The organism is Guopingia tenuis, from assembly GCF_014384805.1.
Taxonomy (GTDB): domain Bacteria; phylum Bacillota; class Clostridia; order Christensenellales; family Christensenellaceae; genus Guopingia; species Guopingia tenuis.
On sequence record NZ_JACRSS010000001.1, the window covers coordinates 636,244 to 651,834 of the forward strand.

Below are 15,591 nucleotides of genomic sequence, written 5' to 3' on the forward strand. Positions count from 1 at the left end.
GTTCCACTCCCCTGCGCTCCGGCAAAACCGCAGATTCCGCCGGGCCTTTTTGTCTCTTCTCCCCGCCGGAGTGCGGCGGAAAAGAGCATATTTGATTTTAGTATACTACAATCCGCCCCCAAACTCAATCGTCCGTATCTTGCCGGGCATCTCCTGCGCGGATAGACCCTATACTGGTTATGGGCATTCCTTCCCGTTGCCCTGGGGCGGATTCAAATTCCCAAAAATATAGAAAAAAGCATCGCTTCCCTTCCGGGGCCGCGGCGCTTGTTCCTGTAAAAGTCTTTGCAAAACACCGGCTTATGCATCAAAAAAAGGAAGCCCGTCCTTTCCAGGATCGCTTCCTTTTCCTTTTCAAAGCTACTTGTTAAAGCTACTTATTGGAGAAGAAATACCCCACGCCCCATTTGGTCAAAATAAATTCGGGATGGGCAGGATTTTCCTCAATTTTTTCCCGCAGGCGGCGGATATGAACGTCAACCGTCCGCAGGTCCCCCTTCTGCTTCCAAATGATATCCAAAAGGCTCTCCCGGCCAAAAACCGTGCCCCGGTTGGTGATGAACAGCTGCAAAAGGTCAAATTCCTTGGCCGTCAGATATACCTCCCGGTCGCCAATGGTAACGCTGCGGCTGATAAAATCCACCGTCATATTCTTGACCTTTACCACACTGACATTCTGCTTGCTGCGTGTGGAATCCGTCCGGCGGAAGATGGTCTTGATCCGCGCCTTCAGCTCCAGCATATTGAAAGGCTTTGTCATATAGTCGTCCGCTCCGGTCTCCAAGCCCATGATCTTGTCGATATCGTCCCCTTTGGCCGTGAGCATGATAATGGGAACATCGGAAATGGCGCGGATCCGCTGGCATACTTCCAACCCGTCAATTTTGGGCAGCATCAGATCCAGCAGCACCAGGTCATGCTTCTCCGAATCAAAAATGGAGAGCGCCGCCTCGCCGTCATATGCGACGTCGATCTTATATCCCTCCTGCTGTTCCAGATTAAAGCGCAGTCCTTTCACAACGCTGGGCTCGTCATCCACAATCAGTATTGTTTTTGCCATGCTCCCCATGTACCTCCAGAATGCCTTGAAAAGAAAGGGGGTTCCAAAAAATGAGCCCCTCTCCCCTTTTGCTCTACTTATCTAAGTATAGCATATTTTTTCCAAAATAGAAACAAAAATGTAAGCAAAGACTGCCGTCTTGTAATATTCCTCCCGAAAAGCGGAGCAATCGTCCCTTTTCTGTTACGGAAGGATAAAGGTATCCGGGTCGTCGCCCTGGCGTTTTCCCGTATTCATGGCAACCAGCTCCGCCATGTCCCCGCTGTCAATCTCAAAATCAAAGATATCGATATTTTCCCGGATTCGGCCTGGGCGGACGGATTTGGGAAGGACGACGACATCATTTTGAAGCAGGAAACGCAGGGCAACCTGCGCCGGCGTTTTATGATATTTTGCGGCGATTTCCGCCAGCCTTTTGTCCTCCAGCATATTTCCCGCGCGCATCAGCGGTTTCCAGGCCTCCATGACGATGCCCAGATCCTGGCAGAAATTGATGGTTTCCCAATCCATATAATAGGCGTTCATTTCGATCTGGTTCAGCATGGGCAGAATCTTCGCATGTTCCATCAGCGTCTCGATATGGTGCTTCAAAAAATTGGAAACGCCGATGGCCTTCACCCGGCCTTCCTCATAGAGGGTTTCAAACGCCTTCCAGCGGGAAATAAATTCCCGGGCAGGCCAATGGATGAGCAGAATGTCCACCTTCCCCAGTTTCTTTTCACTCTCCTCAAAGGAGCGGATGGTGGCGTCATAGCCCTCCACATCGTTCCACACCTTGGTGGTGACAATCATTTCCTCTTTTACGCCCATCCTGTCAAGCGCCGCGCCGATCATGTCTTCATTGGCATAAAACGAGGCGGTATCCAGGGCGCGGTATCCCGCGTCATAGGCATATTGCAGAACCTCGCCCATATCGTCGTGATCTTTCACATGATAGGTTCCAAAAAAGATTTTGGGAACCTCCATTCCGTTCAACAGCTTAATTGTATCCATCCGCCTTCTCCTTTTCCTTTTTTGCAATCCGCTTTTGCAGCTCCACAACGATAGCCGAAACAATACCCACATCCTGCCAGCTGCATGTCAGGGTCAGCGTGGTCTTTTCGCCATAGGCGATATCCATAATCACCTTTTCGCTCCCGCGTTTTTTCACTGCCGTATCCACCAGCTTGGCCAGCAGCTCAATCTCGCTGTCCGTGCCGGTAATGGTGAGCTGGGTCGTCTTTCCTGCCAGATCTGCACGCAGCTGGGAGGGCTTCTCCGGTTCCGGCTCGCTATACCGCTCGTCGATAGCCAGCCCAAAGGGAGCCTCCTCGGGCGCAGGGGGCGCTTTAGGCGCGGCTTCCGGCGCAAACGAATCCACCGGCTCCGCCGCCTCTTCCCCGGCATAGGCTTCCCCAGCCTCTTCCCCAAATTCCCGAACTTCTTCCTCCTCCATTTCGGGCTCGTCCGCATAATCTTCTATAAACGGCTCCCTGGATTCTGTTCGGTAATCCGCAGGCAGGCTGTCCGCCTCTTCCATATATGTCTGCCATGCGCCGCGGTTGCGGTTTTTGCACTTCACCAGCAACAGGATCAGCAGCACCAGCAACACGACAGATGCGCCGCCAAAGGCATACATGCCGTAGCTTCCATGGGCAAAGGTCAGAACCTTCCCCAAAAATCCCACATAGGTTTCCCCGCGGCCGCGGATATTCTGCGCGGGAATCAGAACGCCCTGTTCACCGTTTTCGTCATATCCTTCATAGGCGCCTTCCTCGGTTTTCGCACCCGCAAACCGCACGGCAATTTTGTTTTTCCCCTCAATGCCCGGATCATAATAGACGATGGGCTCTCCTTCGGAAAATTCACTGACGCCCCGGCGCGTGATAATCGCGGCATCCTCGGGAATGGAGGCGAGCTCTCCCCGGGAGGCATAGACCGACCAGCCAAACACATTCGGCATATCGCCGGTTCCCCGTCCCGTAACGCTCACCCAGGTCATCACCCCGCAGACCAGAAGAAGGAGTATCAGAAATATACTTCCCACTACATAGGGGGCGCTGCTCTTTCTTTTGGGCGCCAGATCCGCCGCCCGCTCTTCGTTCAGATTGATTTCCATTTGCATATCATCCTTTATGCCGTCCGCAGGGAAATAATCCCCCGCAATCCGATTTATAATCTATATGGTTTTATTATAGTATATTTTCCCCACAAAATCCAGTGGTTCTTATACCATTCCATTTTTCCCGGAGAAACAGAAAAATCCCCTGAAACCGGGCATAATTTCCGATTCAGGGGAAGCGTTGGAAAAATTTTGCATCATAGATACATCTGCATCGGATAGGTCATATACTCTGCTTCCGGCAGCTTTTCCACGGTATAGTAGCCGGCCGGTGCCATCAAAACCGACAGAATGCGGTTGACCAGCGTCGCGCAGGTGTGTTCGACAGTCGCGGGCTTGACCACATGAAATTCGCTTGTCGGCTCGCCGACGATCTTCCAATCGCACATATCTCCGTCATCCGGGCCATAGACCTTTCCGATGCACTGGGTTTCAATCACCGGCCCCTGGAAAGTTTCGGTGGTCACCACGGCGCTCATTCCAATGCAGTTGCCCTCCGGGATGGTCTCGCCCAGCGTGTTGGAATACAGATCTTTATCATAAAAATAGGGCACGCATTTCTGGCTTTGGCTCTTGATCGTCCATCCCATTTTGGAGCAGATGGCCTCATTGGAATTCCATACATAGGCCGGCTCCAGCGTCTCGGGATGGGCAATCTGTTCCTCAAACTGCTGGGGCGTCAGGCCCGCGCCATGGGCTTTGGCCAGGGCCAGGCCATAATCCTCCACATTATAGCTCACGGCGCCTTCGATACGCTGGATATCCGCATGGCCGCCCGCCACGCAGGCGATCAGATTGATCCAGAAGATATCCTGCATCCCGGTGCCCGCCACCGTGCAGCCATATTCCTTGGCCAGGGCATCCAGCCGGTTGGTCAGATCCGGAGCTGTCGTCCAGGGATAAATGGCCTCTTCCGACGTGGTGATGACGTTGATTCCCCGCCGCACCAGCTTCTCCACATGGGGATAGATATCCTTGACAAAGCTGAACAGCGTCACCACGGCAATGTCCGCATCGCAGGAATCAAGAACCTCGTCGGCGTCGCTTTGGATTTTCACGCCCAGCGTCCGGCCCAGTCCGGCATATTCCCCCACATCCATGCCCACGACCTCGGGATTTACGTCGATTGCGCCCACGATCTCGGCACCCTTTTCATAGAGATAGCGCAAAATATATTTGCTCATCTTTCCGCAGCCATACTGCACAACGCGAATCTTTTCTTTCAGCATTCCAAATCTTACCTCGTTTCTTTTTTTCTATAGTATCCGCATCTTCCCCCGTTTTATACAGCCCGCAAATCCTGGAAAGGATTCTTTTTCCCCGCGAATCATCCGCCATATTTTTCCATATATTAAAAAAAGCAAAGAAAAACCCCAACCGAAAGGAGATTCTATGACCATCCACGTTGTTCAGCCCGGAGAAACCCTCTCCACCATTGCAGCGGAATACGGCCTGACGTCGCAGCGGATTGCCGCCATCAATTCCCTGCGCATTCCCGGACGGCTGACTGTTGGCCAGACGCTGGTGATCCGCATTCCGGCCCAGACACATACCGTTGCCTATGGCGAAACCGTTTATTCCATCGCCCGGGCCTATGATATCCCCGTCAACCAGCTTTTTCGCAATAATCCTGCCCTGCGCGGGCAGAATCTGATCTACAGCGGGCAGAGTCTGGTCATCCGCTATGCGGAGGAAATGCCCCAGCAGGCCATTACGGTAAACGGCTATGCCTACCCCACCATCAGCCGCCCCCTGCTCCGGCAGACGCTTCCTTTTCTCACCCATCTCACGCCCTTCACCTATGGCTTCACGCCGGAAGGGGATCTGATTCCGCCCCAGGATGCTGATCTCATTCAAACCGCCTTTTCCTATGATGTAGCTTCTCTCATACATCTTTCCACCCTGACGGCGGACGGCAGTTTTAACAGTGAGCTGGGCCATGCCCTGCTGAACAGCCCGGATGCGCAAAAACGCCTTCTCGCAAATATCCTTGAGAACATGCGCATAAAGGGCTACACCGGCCTGGATATCGATTTTGAATATCTGCCTCCCGAGGACGCCGTTCCCTACGCCCAGTTCATTACCCAGGCCGCCGCTCTGTTGAATCCGCAGGGCTATGAAGTCATCGTGGCCCTGGCTCCCAAAACCTCCCCGGACCAGCGGGGAAAGCCCTATGAAGGGCATAACTATGCTCTGTTGGGCGCGGCAGCCAACCAGGTTTTTCTCATGACCTATGAATGGGGCTATACCGCCAGCCTGCCCATGGCCGTCGCTCCCATCAACCGGGTGCGGGAGGTTTTGGATTTCGCTGTCACCCAGATCCCTCCGGCAAAAATCCTCATGGGCATTCCCAACTATGGCTATAACTGGTCCCTGCCCTTTATCCAGGGGGAATCTCGGGCTCCCTCCCTTTCCAACGAAGCCGCCATGGAGCTGGCCGTGCGCGAACAGGTCCCCATTCTGTTTGATGAAACCGCCCAAACGCCCTATTTCACCTATACGGACAGCGAGGGGGTCTATCATGAGGTCTGGTTCGAGGACGCCCGGAGCATTTTGGCAAAGCTCAAGCTCGTCCGTGAATATGACCTTGTGGGCGTTGGCTATTGGAATCTGGACCGTCCTTTCCCCCAGAATTGGCAGGTCTTGGACGCCACCTATCAGATTCAGCAGACACTGGGATAACAGAATCCCCATATCGGCAGACACTTTCCCGGCAAAGCTTGCATTCACTTTGCCCGCATCCACGGCAGCGTCTCTTGGAGAATCCTCCTTTTCAACTCCCGATGCCTTTTTACAGGCATTTTTCATAATCCTGCCCATGGATTTTGGGCGCACCGGGGAAAACCGAAATTTTGGAGAAACCCGGGGCCGCTGGGGCAAGAGACAGGGGGCTGTCTGCGCCTGTCGCCATCGTCCCCGATTCTTTGATAACCCGGCGTGTTTTTTCGTATTTTGGGAATCAAAAAAGAGGAGGCAGCCCTCCTCTTTTTTCTCTTTATTCCTGTTCTGCCGAATATTCAAAAACGCCGCCCGGTTCCAGCGCCACCGTCTGCACGGCCGCCCCGGTATCCTGGTTTACCTGCGCCAGATAACCGCGGAATTCGTCTACCTGGGCGTTGGGCAGATGGGTATAGTGGCAGGCGACCGCCACCTTCAGCCCCAGCCAGCGGGAGGCCAGGCTGGCCTCATACGGGCTCATCTCCGCCACGCAATACTGCGGGTCCATCTCAAAGTCGCCGGTGACGTTCATCAGGCCGATATGGGGCCGATATAGCTCACCCTGCAATTTCATATCGCTGAAAATTGCCGTATCGCCGCTGTTATATACCCGGGTGCCGTCCTCCAGCGTGATAATATAGCAGACCGGGTTGGAGGAAATAATCCGCCCGTCGCTCAGGGTCACATTGGAGCGGTGGTGGTTTTCAATGCACTTGATGCGGATATCCCCCGCCTGGTGTACTACACCCCAGATCATTTCCACAATCTGCTCCGCGGGAACCCCCCGGTCCAGCATCAGCATCTTCACGTCATAGGGGCAGATGACCTTGCTCCCATGGCGGATGGCAATTTTCGCCGTATCCCCCACATGGTCAAAAGGCCCGTGGGAAACCAGGATCATATCCACCTGTTCCAGGGAATCCGACTTGAACGGCGCATGGGGGTTATCGTCCAAAAACGGATCGATCAGGATATGTTTTCCTTTGGAAGTCGTGATATGAAATCCGGAATACGTCAAAAACTGAAATTTATTCTTCATCTTTCTTCTCCTCTCTTATTTTGCAAAATACTGTTCCCGCATTTTCTTCAAAAACTGGATGGAGCGATCCATTTCATCCAGCCCGTTCATGCCGTCTTCAATGGAGATCCAGCCGTCAAATCCCGCGTCTGCCAACTGGCGGCAGATCTCGGGATAGTCGTTGAGTCCTTTTCCCACCTCGCCATGCTGCAGGGCCGGATGGTATCCCAGCTCGCCCTGATAGCCGACGACTTCTTCCCACGAGACATCCCCGGCGATATAGCGGTCGCTGGCGTGCATGGTTTTGACCCGGTGTTTGACCTTTTTCAACAGCTCCAGCGGGTCCTCTCCCGCCACCAGCGCATTGGAGGGGTCAAACTGCACGCCGAAATACGGCGAATCGATCTGGCCGATGATCTCCAAAAACACATCGCTTTTCTGGGCAAATTCCGGGAATTTCCAATATCCGTCCTTATAATGGTTTTCCATCACCAGGCTCACACCCTGGGCCTCTGCTTCGCCCAGGCATGCCTGAATGCTCTCTACTACCATCCGGACCCCCGCTTCCCGGCTTACCTCCGGCCGCCGCTGGCCGGAAAGTACCCGGCAGAATTTCCCGCCCAGCCGGGCCGTGACGCGGATCATCTCTTTCTGTTTTTCCACCTCCCGTGCCCGGAGGGCATCGTCCGGAACTGTGAAATCCGGGGAACAGCACATCATGGGAAGTTCCATTCCCCGCGCATGCGCCCAGTCCCTCACCCGATCCAGATAGGCGGGGTCGTGGGATTCCAAAAAGCCGCTGTACATCTCCAGCCCGTCACAGTGAAGCTGCGTTGCCGTTTCCATCCAATCCCAAAGGCTCATGCGCCCTTCGCAGATATCCTCCAGCCAGCACTTGGGAAAGGCGCTGATCTTTACCATGCTTTTCCCTCCTTATACGCCCAGGCGCGCCGCCAGCTCCCGGAAATCCGCCACTGTTTCGTGGTCGTATTTCGCTTCCGGCTCCACATGGTTGTTCACCGCGCCATATTCCAGCGGACGGGGCACATAGAGAGTCGGGCATCCGATGGCATGGGCGCCGTCCAGATCCGAGGGATGCGCCGCCACCATCAGAACTTCTTCCGGGCGGCCGCCCAGAAGCTCCACGGCATCCTCATAAATCGTCGGGTCCGGCTTGAACTTCTGGAACTGCTGCCCCGCCAGGATAAAGTCCCAGGGCAGCCCCGAGCCCTTTGCCATGTTGAGAAGCAGGCGGAAATCCCCATTGGAGAAAGGCCCGATGCTGTATTTTGTCTTGAGGCGGCGAAGGCCTTCCTGCACGTCCGGCCAGGGCAGAAGACGGTGCCAGAGGCGGTTGAAATGATCGGTTTCTTCCTCCGTGAGCTTGAGGCCATAGACATCCAGAAGCTCATCCAGCTTGCGCCGGTGCAATACGTCCACCGGCTCCCAGGGCCGCAGCCCCTGGGCCACTTCATACATCACCTTGATATAGCCTTCTTCCCGCCAGACATTGGCAAATTCGTGCCAGTCGATGGAAACGCCCTTGGCCCGGCCCAGCGCCTCTCCTTCCTGCACAACGCTTTCATGCCAGTTGACCACCGTTCCAAAGGTATCGAAGATGACGATACGAACATTTGATACATCCACTTGTTTTTTCCTCCCTATTTCAATATGCAGACGTTTTCATAAACGGCATATTATTGCATTTTTGTTCTTTTTATTTTAAAGCCGTCTCGTGGAGCCGCGCTCTATCAGCCGCACGGGCAGACAGATGCTCTGCCGCGCCATCCCCGGCTGCCCCTCCATGCGCAGCAAAAGCAGGGAGAAGAGCGCCTCCGCAATCTGCGGCATGGGCTGGCCCACATAGGTGATTCCCGCCCCCACCAGCTCTCCGTTGACGATATCGTCAAAGGAAACAAGGCCCAGATCTTCCGGCAGCGACAGATTCTTTTCCCGGAGCGCCTGCAATACCCCCACTGTCAGAATGTTGTCCAGCACCAGCAGGCCATCCGGCCGGGACTGCCGGGACAAAAGCTCATCTGCGGCAGCTTTTCCTGCGGCAGGTGTCGTTCCCCGCGCCCGCAGCATCCATTTTTCCTCCAGACGGATTCCCGCCGCATCCGCGCCCTCCTGGCAGCCCTCCAGCCTCTCCTGGGCCAGAGACGTTTCCAGCGGCGGCAAAATCATGCCGATGCGCCGATATCCCCGGCACGCGAGATGCTCCATCGCCAGCCGCCCGGCCTGCACGGCGTCTGATTTTACCACATCCAGCGAAAGTCCGGCCAGATCCCGGTTAAACAGGGCGATGTTCCGCTTTCGGATATGCTGCAGGTATTCCTCCTCCGGCGACCGACGGGGGCCGGGCACCAGAACCGTTCCATCCACCAGGCCGGCATCCAGCAGCTGGACATATTTCCGCTCGGTTTCTATATTCCCATCCGTCGTGCTGATCATCACATGATATCCGTTCCGGTCCGCCAGCTTTTCCAGATTCTCCAAAAGCTCCACTGAAACCGGATTGTTCATGGAGGGCAGCACAATGGAGATCCCGTGGGACCGCCGGGTACGCAGCCCGACTGCCAGGGGATTGGGCGCATAGCCCAGCTCTTCGGCTGTCCTAAATATCTTCTCCTTGAGCTCGGCCTTCACATAGCCAGAGCTGCGCAGCGCACGGGAAACCGTGGCATTGGATATATGGAGCTTTTCCGCAATGTCATTGATGGTCGCCATTGCGGTACTCCCTTTCCAGCTTTCCGATGAGACCGCGCAGAAATGCCAGCCCCTCTTTGGCGTCCTCCCCAAAATCCCGGGTATATGCCTCCACGCTGATCCGGCTTTCATAGCCCGCCCGGATCAGATTCCCCAGAAAATGCGCATAGCCCGCATCCTCTTCCTCGCTCTTCGGGAATGCCCGGGGGGTAATTCCCGAAAAGTGAATATGCTGCAGCCATGGGCCGGCTTCCAGCAGAACGTCCGGGTTTTCCCCATCCAACCCCAGATGGTAGTAGTCCACTAGCAGGCGGATATGAGGATGATCGGCCTTCCTGACAAATTCACATGTTTCCTTTGCGGAGACCAGAAGATTGCTTTCCCCCGCGTTGATGGGTTCCATGGCAATGAACAGACCATGCCGCGCGGCTGCATCTCCCAGCACCTGCACAAAATCCAGCAGCTGCTGATAGGCTGTCTCCCATGGGAATCCGTTTTCCACATTTTTGGAGAGCGGGCTGCCAAACACGATGGATTCCGCCCCCAGGGCCTCTGCCCGGGAAAACGCCTCTTCGATATATTCCATCACCCGGGGAACATCCGTGTCCCGCCCCGTCACCCGCAGAGGCGGGGGAATCAGGTTATTGCAGGATTCGCAGGCGATGGGCGCCCTCTCCACCCGGCGCCGCAGGTTTTCAAAATCTGCCGGCGGGAGCGCCGCCAGATCCCGAAGGGACAGCTCGATATAATCATATCCCAGTTCCGCGAGCGGCTCCAGGATTTCAATGCCAACAGGGTCTTTTTCCGGGCAGATCATGCTGCCGCAGCAACCGATGCGCATGGATTTCCTCCTTTTATGCAGACGTTTACACATTTGATAAATTTATCATAGCATGCCGCGATTTTCGTGTCAATATGAATCCGGTATTTTTTTCATATACCGAAATTTTGCAGGAGAAGCACAAATCCCCCGCCGTATCTTCTCTTTTGGCTCCTTTGGCCGGATGCAAAAACCTGCCGCTTTTATTTCGTGCATATGAAAAAAACAGGCAGATGCCTGTTTTTCCACTTTTATTTCTCAATATCCGTTTCCGGCAGAATCTCCTTTTCCTCTTTTCGGATATGCACGTCCAGCTGGTTAAAGGGAATTTCCATATGGGCCGCATCAAAGGCGTCCTTCACGCCCTCCAAAAGGTCAAAGCGGACATCCCAATAGTCCTCGGTTTTTACCCAGACCCGCGTAATGATTCCAAGGGCGCTGGGGCCATGTTCGTTGAGCCGCACCACCGGCGCAGGGTCCGGCAGCACCTTTTTATGCCCCCTGACCACATCCAGAATCAGCGCCTCGGCCCGGCGGAAATCCTCTCCATAGCCAATGGAAAAGGTAATGTCCAGCCGCCGCTTCTCCATGGCGGAAAAATTCGTGATCCGGGCATTCGACATTGTGTTGTTGGGAATTTGGATAATTTTATTGTCATAGGTATGCAGCCGGGTATAGAGCAGATCGATATAATCCACCACACCGCCGGCCTCGTCTTCCACTTCAATATAATCCCCCGCTGCAAAGGGCTTGGAAAACAGGATAATCACCCCGCCGGCCAGCGCCGATATGTTGTCCTTCACGGCCAGGGACACCGCCAGGCCCGCCGCCCCCAGCGCCGTGATAAAGGGGCCGGTGGGGATCTTCAAAATGTCCAGCACCACGATGAAGAGAAGAACCCGCAGGGCAATCCGGAGGGCAACGAGAATAAAACGGTGAATGGAAGCGTCCATCCGCGTTTTCCTCAGCGCCTTCCCTACCAGGCGGTTAATCAGCTTGATGAGAAAATGCCCCCCTACCAGCACCACCAGGGCGACCCCCAAGGTGGGCAGGTAATTCACGATTTTTCCCCAGTTTTCCTGCCAAAATGCCTGCATTTTCTGCCCCTTTCCCCAAAAATAATATAGGGATAGTATACCATAAATCGTCAAAAGATACACGGCCGCCTCCTAAAAAATTCCTGTTGGATTCCATATAACTCGTTCCAGTATATGCTTTCCCAAAAAGCGGCATGCGGGGCATGTGGATATCATAGTATAGTATCAGAAATCTTCTGCAAAGGAGCCTACCATGGATATGCAAACGCCAACGATTCCCAAAATCGATATGACAGCCCGGGGGCTTACGCCGGATGAGGTTGCCCGTTCCCGCAAGGAATATGGAGAAAACCGCATCACCCGCCAGAAACGCAAGGGGTTTCTCCGCCAGTTTGCCGCCAGCTTCGGCGATCCCGTCATAAAGATCCTGCTCATCGTGCTGGCCATCAACATTGTTTTCATGTTCCGGAATTTTAACTGGTTTGAAACGGCCGGCATCGCCATGGCCGTCTTTCTGGCCACCTTTATTTCAACCCTCTCGGAATATGGGAGCGAATCCGCTTTTCTCAAGCTGCAGGAAGATGCGGAGAGCATTCTCTGCCGGGTCAAACGTTCCAAAGGAATTTTTGAATTGCCCGTGGGAGAGCTTGTCCGGGGCGATCTGGTGCTTTTGCAGGCTGGCGAGCGCATCCCGGCCGACGGCATCCTCATCTCCGGCAAGCTGAGCGTAGACCAGTCTCCCCTCAACGGCGAAAGCAAGGAGGCCGCAAAAAACCCTGCCGCTAATCCTCCCTCCACATGGGATCTGTCCCACCAAAACCAGCTGTTTCATGGCTGCACCGTAGCCTCCGGTGATGGGATCATGCGGGTGGTAAACGTGGGCGACGCCACGCTCTATGGCGATATGGCCCGTCAGATGCAGGAGGAAACCCGCGAAAGCCCCCTGAAGCTCCGGCTGGCGGGGCTGGCCCGCACCATCAGCCGTCTGGGATATTTCGCGGCGGTGCTGGTCATCGTTGCCGATCTGTTCAACTCCATCGTCATCAGCAACGGCTTCCAGCTCCCCGCCATTCAGGCCATGGTCAGCAATTTTCCCGTACTGTTCGGGCACCTGATCCATGCCCTCACCCTGGGAATTACCGTCGTCGTCATGGCGGTTCCGGAGGGGCTTCCCATGATGATTACCGTCGTCCTTTCCTCCAACATGCGGCGGATGCTCAAGGACCATGTCCTGGTGCGCAAGCTGGTGGGCATCGAAACCTCCGGAAATATCAACGTCCTTTTTACCGACAAAACCGGCACCCTCACCAAGGGGAAGCTCCAGGTCAGCCATTTTATTACCGGCGGCGGAAACACATTGTCCGGCGAAAATATCAGCAATTTCCCCGGGCTTTACCGTCTGGTGGAGCTATCCTGCTATTATAACTGCGCCAGCAACATCTCCGGCGGCCATGCCATCGGCGGCAACGCTACCGACCGGGCGCTTTTGAATTTTATCCTTCCCCTTTCGGGTTCGCTTCCGGGAAACTATCAGAAAAGGGAAACCATCCCCTTTGACAGCTCCCGGAAGTTCTCCGCCAGCCATATCGCCGGGGAAACGGATATCTTCCTGCTGAAAGGCGCTCCCGAGCGCATCCTCCCCCATTGCCGCTCGTATTATGACGAGAAGGGAAAAGTTCAGTCCTTTGCCAGCCACGGCCGTCTGGAGGAGCTATGGAAGGAGCGGACGCAGAATACCGAGCGCGTCATCGCCCTGGCTACCGCCTCCTCGCCCATTTCCAAGGACGGCCCCTTCCCCTCGCTCTGTCTGGTGGGGCTAGTGTGTATCCGCGATGAGATCCGCCCGGATGCCCGGGACGCCATCCGGCAGATCCGGCAGGCCGGTGTCCATGTGGTAATGGTTACGGGCGACAACAAGGAAACCGCCGCCGCCATTGCCCGGAGAGTCGGGCTGCTGCGGGAGGGAGATTCCCTAGGCGTCATCACCAGCCAGGAAATGGCAAAAATGACGGATATGACCCTTCGGGAAAAGCTGCCGGGCATCCATGTGGTGGCCCGGGCGCTGCCTTCGGATAAAAGCCGGCTGGTCCGTGTCGCCCAGGATGCCGGTCTTGTGGTGGGCATGACGGGGGACGGCATCAACGACGCTCCCGCCCTCAAAAAGGCGGATGTGGGCTTTGCCATGGGCACAGGCACAGAGGTTGCCAAAGAGGCCGGAGACATCGTCATTTTAAACAACAACATCTCTTCCATCGGCAAGGCGATCCTCTATGGGCGAACCATCTTCAAAAGCATCCGCAAATTCATCGTCTATCAGCTGACCATGAACCTCTGCGCCGTGGGCGTTTCCATCATCGGTCCCTTTATCGGCATCGATACGCCCGTCACCGTCATTCAGATGCTCTGGCTCAATATGATTATGGATACCTTTGCCGGCCTGGCCTTTGCGGGCGAAGCGCCGCTTGCCGAATATATGAACGAACCGCCCAAGCGCCGGGATGAACCCATCTTAAACCGCTATATGATCAATCAGGTGGCCGTCATGGGAACCTATACCGTCGTGCTGTGTACCCTGTTCCTCAAGCTGGATTGGACGCGGAACCTGTTCGGCTTTGCCGCCGATCCCATCTACTTCCTCACGGCCTTTTTCGCCCTGTTCATCTTCTGCGGAATCTTCAACAGCTTCTCCACCCGCACCAACCGGCTGAACCTGTTTTCCCATCTGCGGGGAAACCCCTCCTTTATCGGGATCATGCTCATGGTCACAACCGTGCAGCTGGGCATCGTCTATTTTGGCGGCAGCCTGTTCCGCACGGCGGGCCTGCCTTTTCGGGAACTGCTGCTGGTTCTTGCGCTGGCCTTCAGCGTAATCCCCGTCGATTTTCTGCGGAAATCCTATCTGAAATCCCGCAACCTGCCCCGCAGCTTCTGAAAGCAATTCAACGCACGCATACCCGGCTCCTTTTAGGAAGCCGGGTTTTGCCTGTTTTCCGGATTGCCGGGCGCGGCGGTATGCGCCGGAATTATGGAGTTCATATCGCTTTTATTCGTACATTCTCCCTTTTGAAACACCATGAACGCAAAAATATTTTTAAAAAATATTGACAGATTCTCTTGCCTCTCTTATAATAGGATTAACGTTAATCCTATTTAAAAATAGCCGCACTGCGCTGACAAAAATCTAAATACTGCTATCTTCAATGCTTCTTTGTGACATATAAAAAAACAGATTCCATAAGGAGAACGCCATGACAGGCAACATCGTGCAAATCCAGCGATTCAGCACCCAGGATGGGCCGGGCATCCGAACCACAATCTTCTTTAAAGGCTGCAACCTGCGCTGCGCCTGGTGCCATAATCCCGAAACCATTGATCCCAAGCCCTCTTTGGGCTTTTTTCCAGACCGCTGTGTGGGCTGTGGCCTCTGTTCCCAGGCTTGCCCGGAAAATGCCATCGGCCCCCACCGTCAGTCTTTCTCGCCGGAGAAATGCCGCTGCTGCGGGATATGCGTTCAAACCTGCCCGGAAAACGCCCTTTCGCTTTTTGGAGAAAAAAAGACGGTCGGCGAGCTGATGGCCCTCCTTTTGCGGGACCGCCGGTATTTTGACAATTCCGGGGGCGGCGTGACGGCCTCGGGCGGCGAGCCTATGCTGCAATGGGAATTTATCCGGGAATTATTTGCGGCCTGCCGGCAGAACGGCATCTCCACCGCCCTGGACACGGCGGGAAACGTCCCATTCGCCCACTATGAAGCCCTTCTTCCCCTCACGGATCTGTTTCTCTTCGATATGAAAATATATGACGATGCAAAACATCGGGAATATACGGGAGTCGGCAATGCGCGCATTCAGCAGAATTTGAAACAGCTGTTGGATCGGGGGGCGGCGGTGGAAATCCGGATCCCGGTTCTCGCCGGGGTGAACGACAGCCCGGAGGATATGAAAAAAACGGCGGTATTGCTCGGCAATGCCCCGAAAAAAGTGAAACTGCTCCCCTATCACACGCTGGGATTGGAAAAACATCTCATCGTCGGGCAAAACAACACAAGAAAATTCCAGACCCCGGAAAAAGAGCATTTGCAGGAGCTTGCAAAGCTGTTCGCATGTCCCGTGGAAATATAGAATGGAG

Annotated in this window: 13 protein-coding genes; 3 read left to right on the forward strand and 10 right to left on the reverse strand. The window is 54.8% G+C overall.

Annotated features, from left to right (window positions below; all coding sequences use genetic code 11):
- Positions 1-373 precede the first annotated feature (373 nt).
- From H8693_RS03065 to H8693_RS03080, 4 genes are all read right to left on the reverse strand, one after another.
- Complete coding sequence (locus H8693_RS03065) at positions 374-1,060, reverse strand: response regulator transcription factor (RefSeq protein WP_249279739.1); 687 nt, start codon at positions 1,058-1,060, stop codon at positions 374-376.
- A 183-nt stretch (positions 1,061-1,243) separates the two neighbouring features.
- Complete coding sequence (locus tag H8693_RS03070; protein WP_249279740.1) at positions 1,244-2,053, reverse strand: aldo/keto reductase; 810 nt, start codon at positions 2,051-2,053, stop codon at positions 1,244-1,246.
- Positions 2,040-3,158 carry a hypothetical protein gene (locus tag H8693_RS03075; protein WP_249279741.1) on the reverse strand — a complete coding sequence of 373 codons (1,119 nt, stop codon included), beginning with the start codon at positions 3,156-3,158 and terminating at the stop codon, positions 2,040-2,042. The genes H8693_RS03070 and H8693_RS03075 overlap by 14 nt, the downstream gene beginning before the upstream one ends.
- A gap of 200 nt (positions 3,159-3,358) precedes the next feature.
- Positions 3,359-4,390 (reverse strand): NAD(P)H-dependent amine dehydrogenase family protein, encoded by a 1,032-nt coding sequence (locus H8693_RS03080; RefSeq protein ID WP_178618027.1) that lies wholly within the window; start codon positions 4,388-4,390, stop codon positions 3,359-3,361.
- A gap of 163 nt (positions 4,391-4,553) precedes the next feature.
- Between H8693_RS03080 and H8693_RS03085 the strand changes: the two genes are divergently transcribed.
- Complete coding sequence (locus H8693_RS03085) at positions 4,554-5,843, forward strand: LysM peptidoglycan-binding domain-containing protein (RefSeq protein ID WP_249279742.1); 1,290 nt, start codon at positions 4,554-4,556, stop codon at positions 5,841-5,843.
- A gap of 313 nt (positions 5,844-6,156) precedes the next feature.
- Here H8693_RS03085 and H8693_RS03090 read toward each other — a convergent pair whose 3' ends face one another.
- The 6 genes from H8693_RS03090 to H8693_RS03115 form a co-directional block, all read right to left on the reverse strand.
- Entirely contained in the window at positions 6,157-6,918 is a 762-nt protein-coding gene (locus H8693_RS03090) for a metal-dependent hydrolase (RefSeq protein WP_249279743.1), read from the reverse strand.
- A gap of 15 nt (positions 6,919-6,933) precedes the next feature.
- Positions 6,934-7,818, reverse strand: a complete 885-nt coding sequence (locus H8693_RS03095; RefSeq protein ID WP_178618034.1) for a sugar phosphate isomerase/epimerase family protein — start codon at positions 7,816-7,818, stop codon at positions 6,934-6,936.
- A 12-nt stretch (positions 7,819-7,830) separates the two neighbouring features.
- Positions 7,831-8,544 carry a haloacid dehalogenase type II gene (locus H8693_RS03100; RefSeq protein WP_178618037.1) on the reverse strand — a complete coding sequence of 238 codons (714 nt, stop codon included), beginning with the start codon at positions 8,542-8,544 and terminating at the stop codon, positions 7,831-7,833.
- A 75-nt stretch (positions 8,545-8,619) separates the two neighbouring features.
- Positions 8,620-9,627, reverse strand: coding sequence for a LacI family DNA-binding transcriptional regulator (locus H8693_RS03105; protein WP_249279744.1), 1,008 nt, complete (start codon positions 9,625-9,627; stop codon positions 8,620-8,622).
- Positions 9,611-10,447, reverse strand: coding sequence for a sugar phosphate isomerase/epimerase family protein (locus H8693_RS03110; protein WP_249279745.1), 837 nt, complete (start codon positions 10,445-10,447; stop codon positions 9,611-9,613). Before H8693_RS03110 ends, H8693_RS03105 begins: the two co-directional genes overlap by 17 nt.
- Before the next feature lie 230 nt (positions 10,448-10,677).
- Positions 10,678-11,523 carry a mechanosensitive ion channel family protein gene (locus H8693_RS03115; RefSeq protein ID WP_249279746.1) on the reverse strand — a complete coding sequence of 282 codons (846 nt, stop codon included), beginning with the start codon at positions 11,521-11,523 and terminating at the stop codon, positions 10,678-10,680.
- A 193-nt stretch (positions 11,524-11,716) separates the two neighbouring features.
- On the opposite strand from H8693_RS03115, the gene H8693_RS03120 reads away from it, so the two are divergent.
- A complete protein-coding gene (locus tag H8693_RS03120; RefSeq protein WP_249279747.1) occupies positions 11,717-14,395 on the forward strand; it encodes a calcium-translocating P-type ATPase, PMCA-type in 2,679 nt (892 codons plus the stop codon).
- A gap of 316 nt (positions 14,396-14,711) precedes the next feature.
- Entirely contained in the window at positions 14,712-15,584 is an 873-nt protein-coding gene (locus tag H8693_RS03125) for a glycyl-radical enzyme activating protein (RefSeq protein ID WP_249279748.1), read from the forward strand.
- Positions 15,585-15,591 lie beyond the last annotated feature (7 nt).

Bases quoted from the DNA above. Each gene is read 5' to 3' on its own strand.
- H8693_RS03120 (WP_249279747.1), top strand. From the start codon at position 11,717: ATGGATATGCAAACGCCAACGATTCCCAAAATCGATATGACAGCCCGG.
- H8693_RS03105 (WP_249279744.1), bottom strand. From the start codon at position 9,627: ATGGCGACCATCAATGACATTGCGGAAAAGCTCCATATATCCAATGCC.
- H8693_RS03085 (WP_249279742.1), top strand. From the start codon at position 4,554: ATGACCATCCACGTTGTTCAGCCCGGAGAAACCCTCTCCACCATTGCA.
- H8693_RS03075 (WP_249279741.1), bottom strand. From the start codon at position 3,158: ATGGAAATCAATCTGAACGAAGAGCGGGCGGCGGATCTGGCGCCCAAA.
- H8693_RS03125 (WP_249279748.1), top strand. From the start codon at position 14,712: ATGACAGGCAACATCGTGCAAATCCAGCGATTCAGCACCCAGGATGGG.
- H8693_RS03110 (WP_249279745.1), bottom strand. From the start codon at position 10,447: ATGCGCATCGGTTGCTGCGGCAGCATGATCTGCCCGGAAAAAGACCCT.
- H8693_RS03080 (WP_178618027.1), bottom strand. From the start codon at position 4,390: ATGCTGAAAGAAAAGATTCGCGTTGTGCAGTATGGCTGCGGAAAGATG.
- H8693_RS03070 (WP_249279740.1), bottom strand. From the start codon at position 2,053: ATGGATACAATTAAGCTGTTGAACGGAATGGAGGTTCCCAAAATCTTT.
- H8693_RS03065 (WP_249279739.1), bottom strand. From the start codon at position 1,060: ATGGCAAAAACAATACTGATTGTGGATGACGAGCCCAGCGTTGTGAAA.
- H8693_RS03095 (WP_178618034.1), bottom strand. From the start codon at position 7,818: ATGGTAAAGATCAGCGCCTTTCCCAAGTGCTGGCTGGAGGATATCTGC.
- H8693_RS03090 (WP_249279743.1), bottom strand. From the start codon at position 6,918: ATGAAGAATAAATTTCAGTTTTTGACGTATTCCGGATTTCATATCACG.
- H8693_RS03115 (WP_249279746.1), bottom strand. From the start codon at position 11,523: ATGCAGGCATTTTGGCAGGAAAACTGGGGAAAAATCGTGAATTACCTG.